General features: G+C 61.6%; 15 protein-coding genes. 13 read left to right on the forward strand and 2 right to left on the reverse strand.

The annotated features are described in order from the left end of the window. The first annotated feature begins 182 nt into the window (after nucleotides 1-182). From DC522_RS04330 to DC522_RS04390, 13 genes are all read left to right on the forward strand, one after another. Nucleotides 183-1,721: a DUF2793 domain-containing protein gene (locus DC522_RS04330; protein ID WP_165820048.1), complete on the forward strand. Its 1,539-nt coding sequence runs from the start codon at nucleotides 183-185 to the stop codon at nucleotides 1,719-1,721. A gap of 44 nt (nucleotides 1,722-1,765) precedes the next feature. Continuing rightward, nucleotides 1,766-2,488: a glycoside hydrolase family 108 protein gene (locus DC522_RS04335; protein ID WP_116527481.1), complete on the forward strand. Its 723-nt coding sequence runs from the start codon at nucleotides 1,766-1,768 to the stop codon at nucleotides 2,486-2,488. 47 nt (nucleotides 2,489-2,535) lie between these two features. Then, the gene (locus DC522_RS04340) at nucleotides 2,536-2,850 is read left to right on the forward strand and encodes a PepSY domain-containing protein (protein ID WP_116527482.1); all 315 of its coding nucleotides are present in this window, start codon (nucleotides 2,536-2,538) and stop codon (nucleotides 2,848-2,850) included. Between the two features lie 16 nt (nucleotides 2,851-2,866). Then, nucleotides 2,867-3,544, forward strand: coding sequence for a response regulator transcription factor (locus DC522_RS04345; protein WP_116527483.1), 678 nt, complete (start codon nucleotides 2,867-2,869; stop codon nucleotides 3,542-3,544). Continuing rightward, nucleotides 3,541-4,938 carry an ATP-binding protein gene (locus DC522_RS04350; RefSeq protein WP_245443951.1) on the forward strand — a complete coding sequence of 466 codons (1,398 nt, stop codon included), beginning with the start codon at nucleotides 3,541-3,543 and terminating at the stop codon, nucleotides 4,936-4,938. Before DC522_RS04345 ends, DC522_RS04350 begins: the two co-directional genes overlap by 4 nt. A 71-nt stretch (nucleotides 4,939-5,009) precedes the next feature. Further along, nucleotides 5,010-6,116 carry a c-type cytochrome biogenesis protein CcmI gene (gene ccmI / locus DC522_RS04355; protein WP_116527484.1) on the forward strand — a complete coding sequence of 369 codons (1,107 nt, stop codon included), beginning with the start codon at nucleotides 5,010-5,012 and terminating at the stop codon, nucleotides 6,114-6,116. Further along, nucleotides 6,113-6,571, forward strand: coding sequence for a cytochrome c maturation protein CcmE (ccmE, locus tag DC522_RS04360; protein ID WP_116527485.1), 459 nt, complete (start codon nucleotides 6,113-6,115; stop codon nucleotides 6,569-6,571). The genes ccmI and ccmE overlap by 4 nt, the downstream gene beginning before the upstream one ends. A gap of 23 nt (nucleotides 6,572-6,594) precedes the next feature. Further along, nucleotides 6,595-8,577: a heme lyase CcmF/NrfE family subunit gene (locus DC522_RS04365; protein WP_116527486.1), complete on the forward strand. Its 1,983-nt coding sequence runs from the start codon at nucleotides 6,595-6,597 to the stop codon at nucleotides 8,575-8,577. A gap of 3 nt (nucleotides 8,578-8,580) precedes the next feature. Next, nucleotides 8,581-9,042 (forward strand): cytochrome c-type biogenesis protein, encoded by a 462-nt coding sequence (locus DC522_RS04370; RefSeq protein WP_116527487.1) that lies wholly within the window; start codon nucleotides 8,581-8,583, stop codon nucleotides 9,040-9,042. Between the two features lie 107 nt (nucleotides 9,043-9,149). Then, nucleotides 9,150-10,364 carry a S1C family serine protease gene (locus DC522_RS04375; RefSeq protein ID WP_116527488.1) on the forward strand — a complete coding sequence of 405 codons (1,215 nt, stop codon included), beginning with the start codon at nucleotides 9,150-9,152 and terminating at the stop codon, nucleotides 10,362-10,364. Nucleotides 10,365-10,503: 139 nt separating this feature from the next. Beyond that, complete coding sequence (locus DC522_RS04380; protein WP_116527489.1) at nucleotides 10,504-11,205, forward strand: response regulator transcription factor; 702 nt, start codon at nucleotides 10,504-10,506, stop codon at nucleotides 11,203-11,205. A gap of 10 nt (nucleotides 11,206-11,215) precedes the next feature. After that, nucleotides 11,216-12,637, forward strand: a complete 1,422-nt coding sequence (locus DC522_RS04385; RefSeq protein WP_116527490.1) for an ATP-binding protein — start codon at nucleotides 11,216-11,218, stop codon at nucleotides 12,635-12,637. A 91-nt stretch (nucleotides 12,638-12,728) separates the two neighbouring features. Further along, nucleotides 12,729-15,680, forward strand: coding sequence for a bifunctional [glutamine synthetase] adenylyltransferase/[glutamine synthetase]-adenylyl-L-tyrosine phosphorylase (locus DC522_RS04390; protein WP_116527491.1), 2,952 nt, complete (start codon nucleotides 12,729-12,731; stop codon nucleotides 15,678-15,680). A gap of 185 nt (nucleotides 15,681-15,865) precedes the next feature. On the opposite strand, the gene DC522_RS04395 is transcribed toward DC522_RS04390, so the two are convergent. Beyond that, nucleotides 15,866-18,193: a PAS domain-containing sensor histidine kinase gene (locus DC522_RS04395; RefSeq protein WP_116527492.1), complete on the reverse strand. Its 2,328-nt coding sequence runs from the start codon at nucleotides 18,191-18,193 to the stop codon at nucleotides 15,866-15,868. Nucleotides 18,194-18,392: 199 nt separating this feature from the next. After that, nucleotides 18,393-21,044: an aminopeptidase N gene (pepN, locus tag DC522_RS04400; RefSeq protein WP_116527635.1), complete on the reverse strand. Its 2,652-nt coding sequence runs from the start codon at nucleotides 21,042-21,044 to the stop codon at nucleotides 18,393-18,395. Between the last annotated feature and the right edge of the window lie 124 nt (nucleotides 21,045-21,168).

The following is a 21,168-nucleotide window of genomic DNA, read 5'->3' on the forward strand; positions in this document are numbered from 1 at the left end:
AAACACCAACCTGAGCCTCATCCTGAGGAGGACCATCAGGTCCGTCTCGAAGGACGAGGCGTCTCCAGCGCGCACTGGATCCTCCTTCGAGGCGGTCACTTCGTGACCTCCTCAGGATGAGGGGGATATTAGACTCTCCAACACGAAAATTATTCACCTGTTCTTTTCACGGCACCTCATCAATGACCTCAACGCCTCATCTGGCTCTGCCACTGCTCGCTGCTGCGCAGGCGCAAAAGCATGTCACGCATAACGAAGCGCTCGCATCCTTGGATGCTCTCGTTCATTTGGCCGTGAAGGAGCGCGGACGCACTGCTCCTCCCGCCACTCCCGACGAAGGAGATCGTTACCTCGTCGGAACGGGTGCGACCGGCGCATTCTCCGGCCAGGAGGCCAAGATCGCTCTCTTCGATCTCGGCATGTGGCGCTTCTTCTCACCTCGTGCGGGCTGGAGGGTTTATATCGAGGCGGAGAGCGCCATCGTCGTTTTCGACGGTGCGGAATGGCATGACATCGGTCACTTCTGCCGCGTCATCGACAACTTGGATCGCCTTGGCCTCGGAACGGCTCCCGATGACCTGAACCGTTTCTCTGCGAAGCTCAATGCGGCCCTGTTCGCAGCCATTAGCGCGGAGGAGGGCGGAACGGGAGACCTGCGCTTCGTGCTCAACAAGGCTGGGGCCGAAAATATTCTCTCACAGCTGTATCAGCGTGGCTTCAGCGGACGGGCGGAAATGGGACTCATCGGCAATGATAATTTCAGCATCCGCGTCTCGCCCGATGGCGCACGGTGGATCGACGCGCTGTTCCTCGACGGAACGACAGGTGTCGGCATCTTTCCGCAGGGATTGTCGAACCTGCCGCGCGCCAATCTGCTCATCAACTCACCTTTCAACGTCAATCAGAGAGGATTTGCCGGTGGTGCCTTAGGTGAAGGAGTCTATGGCTTCGACCGCTGGAAGGGAGGGCCGGGAGGATGCACTGTCAGCCGCGCAGATGACGGATTTATCACGCTGATCGGAGCGCTCGATCAGGTGATCGATGTGGAGCATGTCGCCGCATTAAGTGGGCGTGCGACACTCGGCGGATCGACCCTGACTCTCTCGGTGGAAGAACCATCCGAGCCGCTGCCGGTGGTGATCGGAACGAAAACGGCAACGATTCCGGCCGGTTCTGGGCGCCGTTCCGTGTCGGTCATGCTCGATGAGTCAGAAACCGGGCACGTTGTCGTCCGATTGAATCCCTCTGGCGCGTGTTCCTTCAGGCACGTGAAGTTGGAGATTGGATCTTACGCGACGCCTTGGGTCGGTGAGGCGCGCGACATGGAAGAGTTTCACTGCCGTCGCTATTACCAATCTCTGCCTGTCAGCGGCACTTCCCCGAAAATCCTGGGAACCCTTGGGCAAAGGGTTTCAAGCAACCTCATCGATATCCCGTTGAGCCTGTCCACGTCGATGCGGGGCGCTCCGACCCTGGTGACGAGCGGCGCCGTGTGGGTGAACACCTCGCCCGTCGGGAACCAGATCGGTTTCTACAGCAACACCAATACGGCGTGGGTGACACTCGCAGGCACGTTCACCGTGACGACAGCGCTGCCTGCCAATTCCTCCTCATTAGTCCTGAGATTTCAGTCCAGCTCGATGTTCACAGGCTCGCCGGGCGGCGTTGGCAGCCTGTATTTCGGAAGCTCCGCCTTCATGGCTCTGGATGCAGAGCTCTGAGCAAGGCCGTGGTAGCTTCTTCATCACCTTTCGAGCAAGCCTTGATGCTTGTCCTGCGGCATGAAGGCGGTTTCGTTCAGCATCCTCGGGATCCCGGAGGTGCTACGAATTTCGGGATCACGGTCCAAACACTGTCCCGGGTGAGAGGATATGCAGCCTCCATCGATGAAGTCCGTCATCTCACGCTGGAGGAGGCGGCGGCGATTTATCGCCATTTTTACTGGGATGCCGTCCGCGCCGATGAAGTCCCCCGGGGACTTGATCTCGTGCTCTTCGATCTTGCCGTCAATTCGGGTCCGGACCGTGCGATCATGCTGCTGCAGAAGGTTCTCGGTGTCGCGGTGGATGGGCTGATCGGCCCCGCTACGATCGAGGCTGCCCGGAACACCGATGTCATCGAAGTGATTCGCCGCCTGACGCACGAGCGCCTCGGCTTTCTGTCCCGTCTCGCCAGCTGGCCCGTCTTCGGGCGGGGGTGGCGCAGGCGGGTTCTCGACGTCGAGCGGGAGGCCATCCTGCTCGCATCTTCGTCTCACCCCGTCCAAGGCGGACATATCATGATAGACACCAAAACCATTCTTGCCAGCCGGACCGTTTGGGCCAATCTGATCGGCCTTGCCGCTCTGATCCTTGGCCTGTTCGGCTTCGATGCCTCCGCTCTGAATGCCGGAGCCTTCCAGGAGGCCCTGGTCCAGTTCATTGCGGCGGCCAGCTTCATCGCCTCCACGGTCTTCCGGATCCTGGCCACCAAGCAGATTGCGAACTAGATTGGGCATTCAGGCTTCGTTCAGTGCTGCAAAGGCATAAGGCGGGCATGCGTTTGGTTTGGCTGGTCATAGCGCTGTGGGGAATGATGGGGGCTGCGTTCGCGCAAAGTGCGACGGCGGCTCTCCAGAATTGCCTGCCGCCCCGGGAAATGCAGGAGGCCGTGGCCTCCAAGGGCGTCGTCGCGCCGGCCACGGCGGTCATGACGGCCCGCCGCCAGGTTCCCAACGCGGATGTGGTGCGGGCCAATCTTTGCCGCAGCAGCGATACCCTGGTTTATGTGATCATGGCCTTGCAAAAGGATGGTCGGATCGTGCAAGTGATGATCGACGGCTCCACCGGACGTGTGAAATCGGTCCACTGAAAAGAAAGCTCGAAACGTGCGCCTTCTCGTTGTCGAGGACGACAAGACCCTCAATAAGCAGATCGTGACCGCCCTTGAACAGGCGGGCTACGCGGTTGACACGGCTTTCGACGGCGAGGAGGGGCAATTCCTCGGGGACACCGAGCCCTACGACGCCATCATCCTCGATCTCGGTCTGCCGAAGGTGGACGGCGTGTCCGTCCTCACGGCTTGGCGCCGGGACGGCAAGAAGACGCCCGTGATCATCCTGACCGCCCGCGACCGCTGGAGTGACAAGGTCCAGGGCTTCGACGCCGGGGCGGATGACTACGTCACCAAGCCCTTCCATATGGAGGAGCTTCTGGCCCGCGTCCGCGCCTTGCTGCGCCGGGCGACCGGCCATGCCACGAGCGAAATCGCCTGCGGTCCCGTGAAGCTCGACACCCGTTCGGGCCGTGTCGCGGTAGACGGGAACCCGGTGAAGCTCACCTCGCATGAATACCGGCTTTTGTCCTACCTCATGCACCATACCGGCCGCATCGTTTCCCGAGGCGAGCTGACGGAGCACCTCTACGACCAGGACTTCGACCGCGACTCGAACACCATCGAGGTCTTCATCGGCCGTCTGCGCAAGAAGCTCGGCGTGGACATCATCCAGACCGTTCGCGGACTAGGCTACCTCCTCGACGCGAGCCAGACCCAAACGAAGTCGTGAGCGGCTTTCGTCCGATCCTGAAAAGTCTCGCTGGCCGGCCCATTGCTGTCCGGCTTGCGGTCTCCTCCGTCTTCTGGAGCTTCGCAATCCTGCTCATTGCCGGGTTGATCCTGCTGACGCTCTATCGCGACAGCACGGAGAGGGCCTTCGACCAGCGCCTTCTCGTCTATGCCAACACCCTGGCTTCGAACCTTGTAGCACCAGGCGATCCGGATCGCGATCTCGGCCCCATTGGCGATCCCCGGTTCGAGTTGCCTCTGTCCGGCTGGTACTGGCAGGTAGCGCGGCCCAATGCCAAGCCGGATGAAATCCGCTCCTCCAAATCCCTGTTCGGCGGACAGGTGCCGAGCCTTGCGGTGTCCGGCGATAACCGGTTCGGGCAAATTCGCCGTGGCTATGGCAAGGCGCCGGACGAGCGGAATCTTCGCATTATCGAGCGCGACATCGATCTCGGCGAAGACGGCCGTTACGTCATTCGCGTGGCGGGTCCAGCCGATGAAATCGATGTGGGTGTGCGCGACTTTCTCTTCGCCCTGACCATCACCTTCGCGCTGCTTGGGCTCGCGCTCGGCTTTTCCACTCTTCTCCAGATCCGCTTTGGCTTGCGACCCCTGGCCAATCTTCGCAGTGCGCTTAGCGCTATCCGGCGCGGGGAGGCGGAGAGGATCGTCGGAGAGTACCCGCGCGACATTTCCCCGCTCGCGAGCGAGTTGAACCTTCTGCTCGATACGAACCGGGAGATTTTGGAGCGCGCTCGCACGCAGGTCGGTAATCTGGCTCATGCCCTGAAGACCCCTCTCAGCATCATCATGAATGAAGCAGAGAATGCTCCCGACGAGGTGGCGGCCCGGGTGCGTGAGCAGGCAACCCTGATGCGGGATCAGGTGAACTATTATCTTGACCGTGCTCGCGCGGCGGCTCTGGCCGGAACGCTGGGAACGCTGACGGATGTGGAGCCGGTGATTGCTGGCCTCGCCCGCACGTTCGCTAAAATTTACCGCGACAAGGATCTTGCGGTCGAGCTCGCGGTTCCGCGGGACCTGCGTTTCAGGGGCGAAAAGCAGGACCTGGAGGAAATGGCGGGAAACCTGATCGACAATGCGGCCAAATGGGCTACGGGCAAGGTAGAGATCTCCGTCGAGGTCATTCGCGAGGATGATGATCGCCCCCGGTTCCGTCTGCTCATCGACGATGACGGCCCAGGTCTCCCGGAAGCGGCGAGAGCCGAGGTTCTCAAGCGTGGCCGCCGTCTCGACGAGACGAAGCCTGGTTCGGGTCTGGGGCTTTCCATCGTCACTGATCTTGCAACCCTCTACCGTGGATCGCTCAAGCTCGAAGCCGCTCCTCTCGGCGGTTTGCGCGCCGTGCTCGAGCTGCCGGGGGATAGAGGCTAATCCTATGTATTTTTACGCGTGACACCGTGCCACCGTCGTGCTTGACGGGGACTCGGAGTAATTAGGATTTTATGGTGATCTGGATCATACTCTTGCTGATGACGGCGGCAGCCGTGATGGCGGTGCTTTGGCCGCTGTCGCGCCACTGCGCGCGCGCTGCGCAGCAAGCGGACCCGGATACCCACTTCTATCGCGAGCAAATCGCTGAGATCGAGCGGGACCGTGAGCGCGGAGTGCTGCTCCCGAGCGAGGCCGAGGCGGCCAAGGCGGAGGCCGGGCGGCGCCTTCTGCGTGCCACCGGCATGACGGCGGCCGATGCTTCCGCCGCCGTGGGAGAGCCGGCGCTGCGCCGCCGCAGAGCCGCTTCGACACTGGCTCTGTCCGTGATCCCGATTATCGCTCTCGCAGTCTACGGAGCTTATGGCTCGCCGCATCTCCTGACCCATCCGCAGGAGCAACAGGCTCAGGTCCCCGGTGACAAGATGGATCTGATGGCCGCGGTCTCGCAGATCGAAGCGCACTTGGCCCAGAACCCGCAGGATGGCCGCGGCTGGGAGGTGGTGGCTCCGGTGTATATCCGCATGGGCCGCATCGACGATGCCGTGAAGGCCTACGGGTCGGCCGTGCGTTATCTAGGTCCCAGCGCGGATCGGCTGGCCAATTACGGTGAGGTCATGGTCCTTGCCAAGGACGGTCTCGTTTCCTCGGAAGCCCAGAAGGTTTTCGAGCAAGCGGTGCAGTTGGACAAGACCTCGCCAAAGGCTCGCTACTATCTTGCAGTCGCCGCCGAGCAGGATGGGCAGATCGAGAAGGCCAAGCAGGCCTATGGCGAACTTCTCTCCTCGTCGCCGGAAGGTGCTCCGTGGGTCAATGTCGTCAGGCAGCGCCTGGCGAGCCTTGGGGACGAGCCGCCCGTTGCAGAGCAGGGGGATGCTCCCCAGATAGGGGCGGCAGACATTGCCCGCATGGTGTCCGGTTTGGCCGAGCGCCTTGAGACCCAGGGTGGATCTCCTGAAGAATGGGCGCGCCTGATCCGGTCCTATGCGGTTCTCGGGCAGCGCGACAAAGCCGTGGCTGCTGCCCAGCTCGCCCGGCAAGCCCTGGCGCAAAACGACGCTGGGTTGAAGACCATCGATGCGATGGCACGCGAACTGAAACTGACTGACGCCGGACCATGACCAGAAAACAAAGACGCCTGACCTTGATCGGGATCGCAGGAGGTATCCTCGCGGTTGCGCTCGGTCTTGTGCTTTACGCCATGAATGACACCATCGTGTTCTTCAACTCTCCGGCGGATATTCAGGCCAAGAACGTGTTGCCCGGCACGCGCCTCCGTCTGGGTGGGCTTGTGAAGGAAGGAACGGTGCAGCGCGGCACCGACCAGCAGATCACCTTCGAGGTGATGGACGCTCAAAGCACGATCCAAGTGCGCTACAAGGGGCTGCTGCCCGATCTGTTCCGCGAGGGGCAGGGCGTTGTAGCCGAGGGCGTGCTGGAAAGCGCCAGCGTGTTTCGCGCGGACTCCGTGCTCGCCAAGCACGACGAAAACTATATGCCGCGTGAAGTGGCCGATGCCCTGAAGAAGCAGGGGCATTGGCAGGGCGAGGCGAACGCCGCGCCGAAGACGCAGTAAGTGCAGTAAGAAGGAGAGCCCTCGTGTTGGTCGAGGCCGGACATTTCGCGCTTACGCTGGCGCTCGGGTTGTCCCTGATCCAGTTCATCGTGCCGCTATGGGGCGCACGCGCCAACGATCCCGTGTTGATGTCGGTGGCGCCTGCCACGGGCCTGGCCGTTTTCGCCTGTATCGGCTTTGCCTTCATCGCCCTGACGATCGCTTATGTGACGTCGGATTTTTCGGTCATGAACGTGGTCGAGAACTCGCATTCGGCAAAGCCCCTCATCTACAAGCTCTCCGGTGTGTGGGGTAATCACGAGGGCTCCATGCTCCTGTGGATCCTCATCCTGGCCCTCTTCGGAGCCGTGGTGGCGCTTGCGAAGAACAGCATTCCGCAGCGGCTGCAGGCCAATACGCTGGCGGTGCAGGCAGCGATTACCACCGCCTTCCTGCTGTTCATCCTGATCACATCAAATCCTTTCACGCGCGTCATTCCGGCCCCCGCCGAAGGACAGGATTTGAACCCGCTGCTCCAGGATCCCGGCCTCGCGATCCATCCGCCGCTTCTCTACATCGGCTATGTGGGCTTCTCGATCTCGTTCGCCTTCGCCATTGCCGCACTGATTGACGGTCGCATCGATGCCGTATGGGCACGCATTGTTCGCCCCTGGACGCTCGGCGCCTGGGCATTCCTGACGCTTGGGATCGCGATGGGTTCATACTGGGCCTATTACGAGCTCGGCTGGGGCGGCTGGTGGTTCTGGGATCCGGTCGAGAACGCCTCGCTCATGCCGTGGCTTGCCGGTACGGCGCTTCTGCATTCCACGGTCGTCATGGAAAAGCGCGATGCGTTGAAAGTCTGGACGGTCCTTCTCGCGATCCTCACTTTCTCGCTTTCATTACTCGGCACGTTCCTCGTGCGCTCGGGTGTGCTGACCTCCGTTCACTCCTTCGCGGTTGACCCGGAGCGCGGCAGCTTCATCCTCGGCATTCTCATATTCTTCATCGGCGGCTCTCTCGCGCTGTTCGCCTGGCGCGCACCCATGCTCAAGCAGGGTGGGCTGTTCGCGCCTGTCTCGCGCGAAGGCGCTCTCGTGCTGAACAACCTGTTCCTGGCCACCGCCTGCGCGACGGTTCTGATCGGTACGCTCTATCCGCTGGCGTTGGAGGTTCTGACGGGCGAGAAGATTTCCGTCGGTGCGCCGTTCTTCAACTTCACCTTCCTGCCGCTGGTCGTTCCGCTCCTGCTGCTGTTGCCGCTGGGCCAGACGCTCGCCTGGAAGCGCGGCAACTTCCTGGGCACGGCTCAGCGTCTTTACGCCGTGTTCGGTATCTCGCTTCTCGCTGCTATCGCGATGTTCGCGTTCGAATACGGTGGGCCTGTTGCTGCGCCTCTCGGTATCGGTCTCGGCGTGTATCTGGTTCTCGGCTCTCTCAACGAGATCGTGACGCGTTCCTGGTCGAAGGGCACGCCTCTGGCTGTCGCTTCGCGCAAGGCTGCCAATCTGCCGCGCTCTGCCTGGGGCACGGTGCTGGCCCATGCAGGCGTTGGTCTGACAGTCATCGGCATCGCTGCCACGGCTTGGGGTGTCGAAGGACTGGCAACACTCAAACTCGGCGAGCGCCTCAAGGCCGGCGATTACGAAGCCAAACTCGAGCGCGTCATTCCTCGTGTGGAGGCCAATTACCGGGAGGATGTGGCGGTGTTCACGATCCTTCGGCAGGACCAGGTGCTCGGGACGCTGGAGAGCATGAAGCGTCTTTACGTCACCCGCGGCATGCCGACGACGGAAGCCGGTATCATGACTGTCGGCCTGGGCCAGGTCTATGTCAGCCTTGGCGAGGTGGAGCCCGATGGCTCGGTTGGCGTGCGTCTCTACTACAAGCCTCTCGTGCTGCTGATCTGGATTGGCGCGCTCGTCATGGCTTTGGGAGGAGGCGTCTCCCTGACGGATCGGCGCCTGCGCATCGGTGCCCCGGTCCGGGCGAAGGCGAGCCCGGCCGCGCCCGTTCCTGCGGAGTGAGCCATGCGGTTTGTTCTTGCTCTCCTGGCGGCCCTTGTGTTCAGCGCGTCGGCTTTCGCCGTTCAGCCGGACGAGGTGCTGAAGGATCCCGCTCTCGAAAAGCGGGCTCGCGAGATCTCCTCGGAGCTGCGCTGCCTTGTCTGCCAGAACCAGTCCATTGACGATTCCGATGCGCAGCTTGCCAAGGATCTGCGCCTTCTCGTCCGCGAACGGCTCGTGGCGGGCGATACGGACCAGCAGGTTCGTGACTTCCTGGTACAGCGCTACGGCGAGTTCGTGCTGCTCAAGCCAACTTTCAGCAGCCACAATCTGCTGCTGTGGCTGACCCCGGTGCTCGTGCTGGTTCTGGGGGGGATTGGAGCCTATGCGGTTATCCGCCGGCGTCCTCAGGCTCCCGAAACCCTCAACGAGGAAGAGCAGAAGGCCCTGGAAGCGTTGCTCAGGCGAGACCAGTCGATCTCCTGATCGAACCTTACCAACATTTCATCTTGGGGTGAGAGTGCCGTAAGGCGCCAACCCCCATCTTCCTCTCAATACGAACCGAAAAAGGTTCTTTTCAGGAGAGAGAAGACATGTTTGATAAGGTTTCCACTTCCTTCCGCAAGCGTAGCGCGAAATGGCTCGGTGCCGCGGCCGTTGCTGCCCTGATTGCAGGCGGTGCCGTTGAGACCGGCCTCGTTGTTCCCAATCCCGCCCATGCCGAGCTGCGTTCCATGTCGCAGCCGATCCAAAACGTACCGTCCTTCGCCGACGTGATCGAGCGCGTGAAGCCCGCCGTCGTCGCCGTGAAGGTCAAGGTCCAGAACGTGGCCGACCGGGACGATGACGAGGATGGGCCGCAATTCTCGCCGCCGGACTTGCCGCCCGGCCATCCGATGGAGCGCTTTTTCCGTCAGTTCCGCGATCAGTTCCCCGGCGAGCGTGGCGGCCGTGGCCCCCGCCAGGAGCGTCCCCGCCAGTTCGGCCAATCCCTCGGCTCCGGCTTCTTCATCTCGGCTGACGGCTATGTCGTCACCAACAACCACGTGGTCGACAGCGCTTCCGAGGTGCAGGTGACCATGGATGACGGCAAGACGCTCGATGCCAAGGTCATTGGAACCGACCCCAAGACTGACCTCGCCTTGCTGAAGGTCGAGGGCAATGACTTCCCCTATGTGCGCCTCGCCGGCCAGAAGGCCCGCATCGGCGATTGGGTGGTCGCCATCGGCAATCCGTTCGGCCTCGGCGGCACGGTGACGGCGGGCATCGTCTCGGCCCAGCACCGCGATATCGGCGCCGGTCCCTATGACGACTTCATCCAGATCGACGCCTCGGTGAACAAGGGCAACTCGGGCGGCCCGACCTTCAACCTCTCGGGTGAGGTCGTGGGCGTGAACACGGCGATCTTCTCGCCGTCCGGCGGCAATGTCGGTATCGCCTTCGCGATCCCCGCGAACACGGTCGACCAGGTCGTGACGGCGCTCAAGGAGAAGGGTTCGGTGACCCGCGGCTTCATCGGCGTTCAGATGCAGCCGGTAACCAAGGAAATCGCGGAAGCGATCGGCCTCAAGGAGCCGAAGGGCGCTCTCGTGGCCGAGGCGATCAAGGACGGTCCTGCCGCGAAGGCTGGTGTCCGCACGGGCGATACCATCATCGCCGTTGACGGTCAGCCGATCAACGAGGCGAAGGACCTCTCCCGCAAAGTCGCCCAGGTCGCGCCCGGTAAGACCCTGTCTCTCACCCTCTGGCGTGAGGGTAAGGAACGGACGGTGACCCTGGAGGTCGGCAGCCAGCCGAAGGGCGTCTGATCCTTCGGCAATGAGTAAGGCACCAGGACCTTTAGTGTTGATTGCCCCCGACACCTGGTGTCTTCTGCCCGCGGCAGGTTGGCCTTCTCCCCTCCAGGGCCGGCCTGCCGCTGGGCTCACATTGCGTTACAGATAGGCCATGCGGATTCTCATCATCGAGGACGACAAAGAGGCGGCCTCCTACCTCGTGAAGGCATTCCGGGAATCGGGCCACGTGGCGGACCATGCCGCCGATGGACTCGACGGCTATGCCATGGCCGAGGCGGGGGATTACGACGTGCTCGTGGTCGACCGCATGCTGCCGAAACTCGACGGCCTCTCCCTTATCCGCTCCTTACGCGAGCAGAAGGTCGAGACACCGGTTCTCATTCTCTCCGCCCTTGGTCAGGTCGACGACCGCGTGAAGGGCCTGCGGGCCGGCGGCGACGATTATCTCCCCAAACCCTATGCCTTTTCAGAGCTTCTCGCCCGCGTCGAAGTTCTTGCTCGCCGCAGAGCATCCGCGCCGAGCTCTGAGCCGACCGTCTATCGCATCGCCGATCTCGAACTCGACCGCCTGTCCCACCGTGTCACGCGATCCGGTCAGGAGATCATGCTGCAGCCGCGCGAGTTCAGGCTACTCGAATACCTGATGAAGAACGCCAACCAGGTGGTCACGCGCACCATGCTGCTCGAGCATGTGTGGGATTATCACTTCGATCCGCAGACCAACGTGATCGACGTTCACGTATCACGCCTGCGCTCCAAGATCGACAAGGGCTTCGACAAGCCGCTCATCCATACCATCCGAGGCGCAGGCTACATGGTCCGTGTAGGCTCGGCGGAGGAGGGTGAGGAATGAGTGTGTTCTCATGACGGCCTTCGGCAAGCTCTTCCGGACCACCGCGTTCAAGCTGTCCTTCGCTTATCTTCTCATCTTCACGCTCTTTGCCTTCGTGACGCTCGGCTATGTGGCCTGGAGTGCGCAGAGATTGCTGACCGATCAGTTCGTCGCTGCCATCGAAGCAGAGATCAACGGTTTGTCAGAGCAGTACAGGATCGGCGGCCTTCGTCGTCTTGTGAACTCGGTTGATCGGCGCTCTCGCGCACCTGGCGCTTCTCTTTATCTCGTCACCACCAGTGTCGGTGAGCGGATCGCCGGCAATGTCGGAGCCCTGCCTCCCGGTGTGATCGACCGCGTCGGGCAGTTCGAGACACTCTACAATCGCACGGACGAGACGGATACGAAGCCGAACGTCGCTCTTGTTCGCGTCTATCTCCTGCCTGGTGATTTCCGCCTGCTGGTCGGCCGCGACATCGAAGAGCGCATTCGCCTGCGCGACATCATCCACCGCGCTTTTGGTTACTCCTTGTTGTTCATCGGCGTCCTGGGCTGCCTGGGCAGCTGGTTCATCGCACGGCGCGTTCTCAAGCGCGTCGACGATATGACGGATATTACGCGCGATATCATGGCGGGCGATCTCGATGGACGCTTGAAGGTTGCCGGAACGGGAGATGAACTCGACCGTCTCGCTCAGAACCTCAACGATATGCTCGACCGCATCGGCGAGCTGATGCGCGGCATGCGCGAGGTGTCCGACAACATCGCCCATGACCTGAAGACGCCCTTGACGCGCCTGCGGAACAAGGCTGATGAAGCGCTGCGGACGGCCAAGACGCCCGACGAGCTGAAAGCAGCGCTCGAAGCCACGATCGAGGAGAGCGACAATCTCATTCGCATCTTCAATGCGCTTCTCATGATCGCCCGGCTTGAGGCCGGCAATGCCCGTGAGGCTTTGTCTGACTTCGATGCCGCGGAAGCCGTCCGGGATGTGGCGGAGCTTTACGAGGCCTTGGCCGATGAAGCCGGTGTTTCGCTCGACGTTTCCATTGAGAATGAGTTGCCGATCCACGGCAGTCGCGAATTGCTGGGCCAAGCCATGGCCAACCTCCTCGACAATGCCCTGAAATACGGCGCAGCTCCTGATGGGAGTCCACAGACGATTTTCGTGTCGGCCCAGCGTATCGGCCAGGAGGTGAGGATTGTCGTGGCAGACCATGGCCCCGGCATCCCGGAAGAGGAGCGCAACCATGTGCTGGAGCGCTTCGTGCGACTGGAAACGGCGCGCTCGCGTCCGGGCTTCGGGCTGGGCTTGAGCCTTGCTGCTGCCGTGGCCCGGCTCCATGGGGGAAGCCTTGTGCTGGAAGACAATGCACCTGGCCTGCGGGTCGTGTTGGTCCTGCCGTTGAAGGACGTTCCGGTTCAGCAGACCGCTCTCCCGTCTGCGGCCTGAGCCAGAAGTCGAAGCAGGTAAGGGCAGATTTCGGTTGCCTCTTGCTCCATGGCATGAACACTCACCCCATCTAGACCATGGGTGATTAGCCGTGCCGAACCAGAACCGCTCTCTCATCAGCCGCCTGACGCAAGCTCCACCCGTTTCCGACCTCAAGAAGGCAAAGGCCCAGCTGACTGAGTTCATCGGGCGCGTCCGCGAGGAGCCCGAGGCTGCCGCGCTTCTGCCGCATCTTGAGGAGGGGCTGTTCCGCGATCTCCTTCTGGCGCTTGCCGATTACTCTCCCTTCCTCTGGCAGCTCGTGGCGAATGATCCCGTGCGTATGGCACGGCTTGCCCTGGAGGAGACGGAGGTGGTCCATCCCTCCATTATTTATGATCAGGCCAACCTGTTCCGCCGCGTGCGCTCGGGCGAGATGACCCGCGACGATGCGGTGAGCGCTTTCCGCCGTAACCGGAACTCCCATGCCCTTCTCGTGGCCTTGGCCGATATCGGCGGGCTTTGGAGTACGGAGCAAATCACGCAAGCCCTGTCCGATTTCGCGGATGCTTCCGTCGCCGGCGGCCTGAATCTGATCCTTGCCGAAACAGCCGATCTTGGCCGCATCACACTCCCCGATCCTGATACGCCAGGCGACGGATCGGGCGTTACAGTGCTGGCACTCGGCAAGCACGGGGCAGGTGAGCTCAACTACTCCAGCGACATCGACCTCGTCATCTTCTTCGATCCCGAAACGCCGGCGCTTAAAGAAGGCGCCGAGGCCACCACCATCTATACCCGCATCGCTCAACAGCTTTCCCGCCTGCTGCAGGAGCGGACGCCTGACGGTTATGTCCATCGCGTCGATTATCGCCTGCGTCCCGATCCTGGTTCGACGCCCACGGCCATGTCGCTGTCGTCGGCCTATGTCTATTACGAGACGCTCGGTCAGAACTGGGAGCGCGCGGCCTTCATCAAGGCGCGCCCGGTCGCGGGCGACCTGGCACTTGGCGAGAATTTCCTCAAAGAGCTGCGTCCCTTCATCTGGCGCAAATATTTCGACTTCGCCTCCATCGCCGATGTGCATGCCATGAAGCGGCAGATCCATGCAGTGCGCGGGCACGATGAGATCGCGGTGGCCGGTCACGACATCAAACTCGGACGTGGCGGCATTCGCGAGATCGAGTTTTTCGTTCAGACACAGCAACTCGTCTTCGGCGGCAGGCGTCCCGCTCTTCGAGGACGGCGCACCCTCGACATGCTTGTCGAGCTGCACAACGAAGGTTGGATCACGGCGCAGGCCCGCGATGAACTCTCCCATGCCTATCGCTTCCTGCGTACCATCGAGCATCGGCTGCAGATGGTCGCGGACGAGCAGACCCAGCGCTTGCCCTCGGACGAGGAGGACCTCAAGCGCTTTGCGAAATTCTGCGGCTATCCCAATCTCAAGGCCTTCTCAAAAGCCCTGACGGATCAGGCTAAGATCGTACAGGGCCATTATGCGCTGCTCTTCGAGGAGGGACCGGAACTCGCCTCCGAAGTGGGAAGCCTCGTCTTCACCGGTACGACTGACGATCCCGAGACGCTCGCCACGCTTCAGCGCATGGGCTTCCGTGAGCCCGAGAAAGCAGCCGAGACCGTGCGTGGCTGGCATTTCGGCCGGCGTGCAGCCATCACGAGCCAGCGCGCCCGCGAGGTGTTGACGGAACTCACACCCGCTCTGCTCTCAGCTCTCGGCGGCACAGCCGATCCCGATGGCGCTCTGGCCGCGCTCGACAGCGCCTTCGGCCGCATGCCGGCTGCCGTAGAACTCCTCACTATCCTCCAATCCCACGACAAACTGCGCCTGCGCTTCGCGGACTTGCTCGGAACGGCTCCGCGCCTTGCCAATACCGTGGCGCAATCTCCCCACGTTCTCGACGTGCTGATCGACCCGGCCTTCAACGTTCCGCTTGTCGATGAAGCGGCCATCGAACAGCAGGTAAGGCAGACCATCGGCAATCCCGAAAGCTATGAGGACTTTCTCGACCGTGCCCGCGATGCGGCACGGCAGATGCGATTCATCACCGGCGCGCGCCTTCTCTCCGACATCATCTCCCCGGCACAGGCAGGTGAGGCCTATGCGGCCATTGCAACAGCCATCGTCCGCGTTTCGTTCGAGCGCGTGCGCCAGGAGTTCGAGGCCGAACATGGTACAGTGCCGGGCGCGGAAATCGTCATCCTCGGGCTGGGACGCCTCGGCACGAAGGAACTCACGGCAGGCTCGGACCTCGACCTCGTGGTCATCTACGATTTTGACGAGGAGCGGCGCGAAAGCACAGGGGCTCGCTCGCTCGACGTGGTGGTCTACTTCACGCGCCTGACCCAGCGTCTCGTGGCGGCGCTCACCGTTCCCACGCGGCGAGGGCTCCTCTACGAAGTCGACCTGCGCCTCCGCCCTCAAGGAGGAAAGGGGCCCGTCGCCTCTCAGTTCAAAGGCTTCGTCGCTTATCAGCAGGGCGAGGCTGATCTATGGGAACACATGGCTCTCACGCGGACCCGGGTGCTGACGGGCGATAGCGAGTTTGCACGACGGGTCGAGGCCGCGATCCATGAAATCGTTGCGGCGAAACGTGACCCTTTGCATGTCTGCAAGGAAGTGCGCGACATGCGCGCCCTCATCGCGCAGGAAAAGGGCGATGATAACCCCTGGGATCTCAAGCTCGCCAGGGGTGGCCTGACCGATCTCGACTTCATCGCCCAGGCCCTGGTTCTGGCCCATGCGGCGGAGCATCGGAGCCTCAGCGGTCTCCGGCCGGAAGCAGTGTTTCAGGAGGCCTGTAAGGCTGGCCTTCTGTCAGAGGACGATGCCAGGGCACTCGTCGAAGCTCACCGTCAATTCAGCCTTATTTTCCAGTGGCAGCGCCTCACCATCGAGGGCTCCTTCGATCCTGCGAAAACTCCTCCTGCCATCCTCAAGCGCCTCGCCACGGTCGCGGGCCTGCCGGATGCCAACGTTCTGCTGACGCACATGAACGAGATGCGGCAGCAGGTGAGGGCCGTGTTCGAGCGCATTCTGCATTGACATGAGCCATGATGGAATGCGCCGTTGGTGGATCGCCTAGAGCCTTATCGATGGGCTTGGTCGCGAAAGTTCTCAAAGTCTTAGGGCTGCGAGACCTCTCCTATACGATCCGGCCACAGGGCGCCGAAAAACTGACGCAGAAGTGGAGTCTTAAATCCACCTTTCTCGATGCGCACAATGGACCTTTAGGCTGCCGCGTCCGCCAGGGCGATGTCGGCGTTCGTGGCTTCCGTGAGCGGCAGGTGGACGAGGACGATGGTGCCGACGCCTTCCTGGCTCTTGATACGAAGCGAGCCGCCGTGCAGCTCGGCAAGAGAGCGGGCGATGGCAAGACCTAGACCTGAGCCCTTGTAGCTCTTCGAGAACTCAGTCTCGACCTGCTCGAAGGGCTGGCCGATCTTGTGCAGGGCATGATCCGGAATACCGATACCATTGTCCTCGACATAGATGTTGACCGCGCCGCCTGCGAGACGGGTGCGCACTGTGATGCAGCCGCCTTCGCTCGTGAACTTCGTCGCGTTCTGAAGCAGGTTGACGAGGATCTGGTGCAGCGCACGCTCGTCGGCCGGAATTACGATGTCTTCGGGATTCACGTCGACTGTGACCGCAAGGTTCTTGGCCTTGGTCTGCTCGCTCACAAGTCTCAGCGCACGCTGGATCGAGGCGTGAACCTCAAGCGGCTGTTTCTTCAGGGTCGTGCGACCGGCCTCGATGCGCGACATGTCGAGAATGTCGTTGATCACGGACAGGAGATATTCGCCGCTCGAGCGGATGTCCGCGCAGTATTCCTCGTACTTCTCCGAGCCGAGCGAGCCGAAGATGCCGCTCTGCATCACTTCCGCGAAGCCGATAATGGCATTGAGCGGCGTGCGCAGCTCGTGGCTCATGTTGGCCAGGAATTCCGACTTGGCGCGGTTGGCGCTCTCGGCCTGTGCCTTCTGGTCGAGATAGCGTTCGGCGAGGTCTGCCAGCTGATGTGTCTGGGCTTCCAGCTTCTGGCGCGACTGCTTGAGATCGAGAACGGTGGCGATGAGTTCCTTCTCGGACTCGACGAGACGATGCTCGTGGCGCTTGAGCGCGGTGATGTCCGTGCCCACGGACACATAGCCGCCGTCCTTGGTGCGGCGCTCGTTGATCTGCAGCCAGCGGCCATCCTGAAGACGCGCTTCGAAGGTACGGGCGCCCACATCCTGCTGCTCGCGGCGCAGGAACTGGTGCTGCACTTCCGGCGGACGGCCAAGCGCCATTACTTCCGCATAGGACTTACCCTGGAGGTTGGCGTCCGGCGGCAGCTCGTGGAGCTTCTGGAATTTCGAATTGCAGAGCACGAGATTATTGTTCGCATCCCAGAGCACGAAGGCTTCGGAAATGGCCTCGATGGCATCGTGCAGGCGCGCATCGGCGCGGGCAGTCTTTTCCTCCAGGCCGCGCTGCTCGGTGACGTCCACGGCGATGCCGACGAGGTGGCTTGCGGCGTCGTCCGGATCGTTCATCAGTTCCGCGCGGGCGCGCAGCCATACCCAATCACCCGTCACACTGCGGATGCGGAATTCGAAATCGGCGAGAGAGGTGGTGGCGGAGGCCAGCTGTTCGGCGAGTGCGTAAAGATCCTGATCCTCGGGGTGGATCATAGCGTTCACTTCGCCGAAGGAGAGGAATTCGTCCTGCCGCTCGTAGCCGAGCAGCTCGTACATGGAGTCGGACCAGTAAATCCGTCCGCGCCCGATATCCCAATCCCACAGGCCGCAACGTCCACGGTTGAGGGCGGAGTCGATGCGGTCGCGCACCTTCTCGCAAACTTCGTCGGCAGCGCGAGCGCGGTTTGCCTGCATCATGTAGGCAACGCCGATCCCGAGCAGCACCATGATCGTCGCACCAAGCAGGGAGACATGCCCGATGGTGCGCATCCACCAGCCGGAAAGAACATGGGGCAGGGGCTGGACGATGGCGATCTGACCGGAAGAGGAGGGAAGCGAGCGAACGGTCGCAATGCCTTCGTTGCCGTCAGACATCCTGATCGTCATCACACCCGCACGATCCGCGAACAAGGCCAGCGGTTGCGCATCGCCTAGAACCTCAGCAAGCGTCTCCGGTGCGCTATCCGTCTGCGGATACATGGCAAGCACAGCACCGGACTGGTCCATTAGAAGGAGGCTGCGGCTCTGACTCAGGGCGCTGGCTGGCATCCCCTTAACGAGGGCAGCTAGTTGTGCAGCTGCCTGTCGTTTATTGGTGAGGGCACGAGAGGTGCCGAGCTTGGCTGATGAAAGCGAGGCAATGATGTCGATGTCCTGGATCGCATCGAGCATGGCATCGCGTCGGCCATCTCGAATCTGAATCCAGGCGCTACCGGCGAGCGTGATGAGAAAGATGATGAGAACGGCAGGGACTGCGAGCCGGAGCAAGGATTCGTACTGCTCGAGCCGACGATAAGCCGGGTTTACGTCCGATCGCGCTACGCCCAGAATCGTACCCGTGCGCGCGGGTACGCATGCGGTCACCGCCCCCGCCATGCGATGCTCCCTTCGGAACCGTTACTGTCCTCATTCGGAGGACGTGCCGCATCTCTCCGAATCACTAACAATAGAATCACGGGCAGGTGATTTGTCTAGCTATGCATACGATTAGGTTAATAAAAAATTCTTACCCTTGGCTTGGCCTGGGGATAAATTTGGATAAGTCGCGGCGACACTTGTCACCGCGATCCTAATCTTAACTGGCTGCGCTTTCTTCAAGCGACCGATTCACGATGTCTCCTACATCGCGGGAAAGATTCGGCTTTTGCGCGATGGATTGCAGTGCGCGTCGTGCGTGAGACCGGCGTGTCGATTCCATCATCGTCCACGTGCTGAAGGCGGTGAGCAGACGTGAGGCGAGTTGCGGGTTCAACTCGTCGGCACGCAACACGATCGATGCGAGGAGCGCATAACCTGCTCCGTCCTTTCGGTTGAACTGAACCTGATTGAGCATTGCGAAGCTCCCGATCAAGGAGCGGACGCGGTTCGGGTTGTTGATGGAGAAGGCGGGGTGCTCCATCAGGCGCTTCACACGGTCGAGCGTCGTGTCTTCTGGAATTGCGGCCTGCAGAGTGAACCACTTGTCGAGAACGAGAGGTTCGTTGCGGTAACGCTGCTCGAAGCTTGCAATGGCATTCTCACGCACCATGCCCGGGATCGTCATGAGTACGCCCAAGGAGGCTAGACGGTCCGTCATGTTACTGGCTGTCTCAAACTGCTCGCTCGCGAGCTTCTCTCCCGCTTCCTGATCCGCAGCCGTCAGGAGATCGAGGGCAGCATTGCGCAGAGCCCGTCGACCGGCGCTGGCCGCGTCTGGGCTGTAGGCTTCAGTCTCGGCGAGGGAACGGTAGAAATCCATCAGGTGCTCGAAGCAGGCGCGGCCGATGTGCCGGCGCATTTCCTTGCGGGCACGATGGATCGCATCGGGATCCACATCCTTGCCAATCTCCTGAGCGATATCGGCCTCGCTCGGCAGCGTCAGAACGAGTGCGGCGAAGGCAGGATCGCTCAAGGCGTCCGTATCCATGAAGGAGCGGAAGGCGGATGCGAGGGAGTTCATCTCCTCATCACGCACCGCGACACTGGTCGAGAGAGATACGAGCGTGCGCATCGCAACCGTCTGCGCCGCCTGCCAGCGATTGAAGGAATCCGTGTCGTGCCGGAGCAGCACGAGAAGCTCTTCGCTCGAGAGGTCGAGAGACACCTTCACCGGTGCCGAGAAACCGCGGAAGACGGACGGAACAGGGCGGGAGCTCACGCCCGTGAAGGTGATGCTGTCCTCAGCCTTATCCAGAATGAATACACCACGCGCGTTCACACGCTCGCAATCGGCGTCCATCGGCTGTCCGTTCTGGCTCACGAGCCCCAACGCGACGGGGATCACCATCGGCTCCTTGGTGGGCTGTCCGGGCGTCGGAGGAGTCTGCTGCTTGAAATCGAGGCGATAGGTCTTCGCCGTCTCGTCGTAATGTCCATGCACGCTCACGCGCGGCGTGCCGGACTGTGCGTACCAGCGCGAGAAGTGGGAGAGGTCTCGGCCCGTCACATCCGCGAAGGCCTTCAGGAAATCCTCGACCGTCGCAGCGGTGCCGTCGCAGCGCTCAAAGTAGAGATCCATCCCACGCCGGAAATCCTCATCGCCAATGACGGTCTTGAGCATGCGCACAATCTCGGCGCCCTTCTCGTAAACGGTGGCGGTGTAGAAATTGTTGATCTCCCGATACTGAGTTGGGCGAACCGGATGGGCGAGGGGGCTCGAGTCCTCCAGGAACTGCCGCGCCCTCAAGGTTTTCACCTCCGCGATGCGATGCACCGGGCGCGAACGCTCGTCGGATGAGAACTCCTGGTCTCGGAAGACCGTCAGGCCCTCCTTCAAGCAGAGCTGGAACCAGTCGCGGCAGGTCACGCGGTTGCCAGACCAGTTGTGGAAATACTCGTGCGCGATGATCGCTTCGATGTTCGCGTAGTCCGTGTCCGTCGCGGTCTCAGGAGAAGCGAGCACGTATTTGTCATTGAAAATGTTGAGGCCCTTGTTCTCCATCGCGCCCATATTGAAGTCGGACACGGCGACGATGTTGAACACGTCGAGATCGTATTCGCGGCCAAAGACTTTCTCGTCCCAGATCATGGAACGTCCGAGCGCATCGAGCGCATAATCGGCACGATGCTCCTTGCCGGGCTCTACATAAACAGCGATCTCCACTTGACGTCCGGTCATGGTCGTGAAGGGCTTTGCAACACGGCCCAGGCGTCCGCCGACGAGTGCGAAGAGATAGGACGGCTTCGGGAAAGGGTCGTGCCAGACCGCATAGTGCCGTCCGGTGCCTTCGATGGCACCGCTCTCGACCAGGTTGCCGTTGCCGAGCAGTACCGGAGCCTCCTCCCGCTCAGCTTCGATGCGCGTGGTATAGACGGCGAGTACATCGGGACGGTCGAGAAAATAGGTAATGCGCCTGAAGCCTTCCGCCTCGCATTGGGTGCAGTAATTGCCGCCCGAGCGGTAAAGGCCCATCAGCTTGGTGTTCGCTGTTGGATTGATCTCGGTCTCGATGGTGAGCCTGAAGGGCTGCTGCGGCGGCTGGGAAATCACGAGGGATTGGGGCGAGGCCTCGAACTCTCCGGCCTCCAGCACGCGCTCATCAAGGGCGACTGTCTTCAGATTCAGCTCGTCGCCATCGAGCACCAGTGGGACATCCGAACGCCCGGCTGGGTTGGGCCGCAGGGAGAGCGTCGCCGTCACCCTCGTCGCCGTGGGATGGAGCCGGACGTCCAGCTCGACACGGTCGATCAGGAAATCGCTCGGCCGATAATCCTCAAGACGGACAAGCTCGACGATATCGGTGCGCATCGGCATCTCTCTTCTGAAACGTGATTGCGTTATAGCCTAGGGGTTCTGCGGCAGGTGGCAAGATTGTCTGAATTGACTAGCGATAAAAGTCACGCCCACTTGGACAATTCCAAGGCTTTTTCCG

This window comes from Microvirga sp. KLBC 81 (genome assembly GCF_003075415.1).
In the GTDB taxonomy this organism is placed as follows: domain Bacteria; phylum Pseudomonadota; class Alphaproteobacteria; order Rhizobiales; family Beijerinckiaceae; genus Microvirga.

Bases quoted from the DNA above. Each gene is read 5' to 3' on its own strand.
- DC522_RS04395 (WP_116527492.1), bottom strand. From the start codon at position 18,193: ATGGCGGGGGCGGTGACCGCATGCGTACCCGCGCGCACGGGTACGATT.
- DC522_RS04370 (WP_116527487.1), top strand. From the start codon at position 8,581: ATGCGGTTTGTTCTTGCTCTCCTGGCGGCCCTTGTGTTCAGCGCGTCG.
- DC522_RS04340 (WP_116527482.1), top strand. From the start codon at position 2,536: ATGCGTTTGGTTTGGCTGGTCATAGCGCTGTGGGGAATGATGGGGGCT.
- pepN (WP_116527635.1), bottom strand. From the start codon at position 21,044: ATGCGCACCGATATCGTCGAGCTTGTCCGTCTTGAGGATTATCGGCCG.
- ccmI (WP_116527484.1), top strand. From the start codon at position 5,010: ATGGTGATCTGGATCATACTCTTGCTGATGACGGCGGCAGCCGTGATG.
- DC522_RS04335 (WP_116527481.1), top strand. From the start codon at position 1,766: ATGCTTGTCCTGCGGCATGAAGGCGGTTTCGTTCAGCATCCTCGGGAT.
- DC522_RS04385 (WP_116527490.1), top strand. From the start codon at position 11,216: ATGACGGCCTTCGGCAAGCTCTTCCGGACCACCGCGTTCAAGCTGTCC.
- DC522_RS04375 (WP_116527488.1), top strand. From the start codon at position 9,150: ATGTTTGATAAGGTTTCCACTTCCTTCCGCAAGCGTAGCGCGAAATGG.
- ccmE (WP_116527485.1), top strand. From the start codon at position 6,113: ATGACCAGAAAACAAAGACGCCTGACCTTGATCGGGATCGCAGGAGGT.
- DC522_RS04380 (WP_116527489.1), top strand. From the start codon at position 10,504: ATGCGGATTCTCATCATCGAGGACGACAAAGAGGCGGCCTCCTACCTC.
- DC522_RS04330 (WP_165820048.1), top strand. From the start codon at position 183: ATGACCTCAACGCCTCATCTGGCTCTGCCACTGCTCGCTGCTGCGCAG.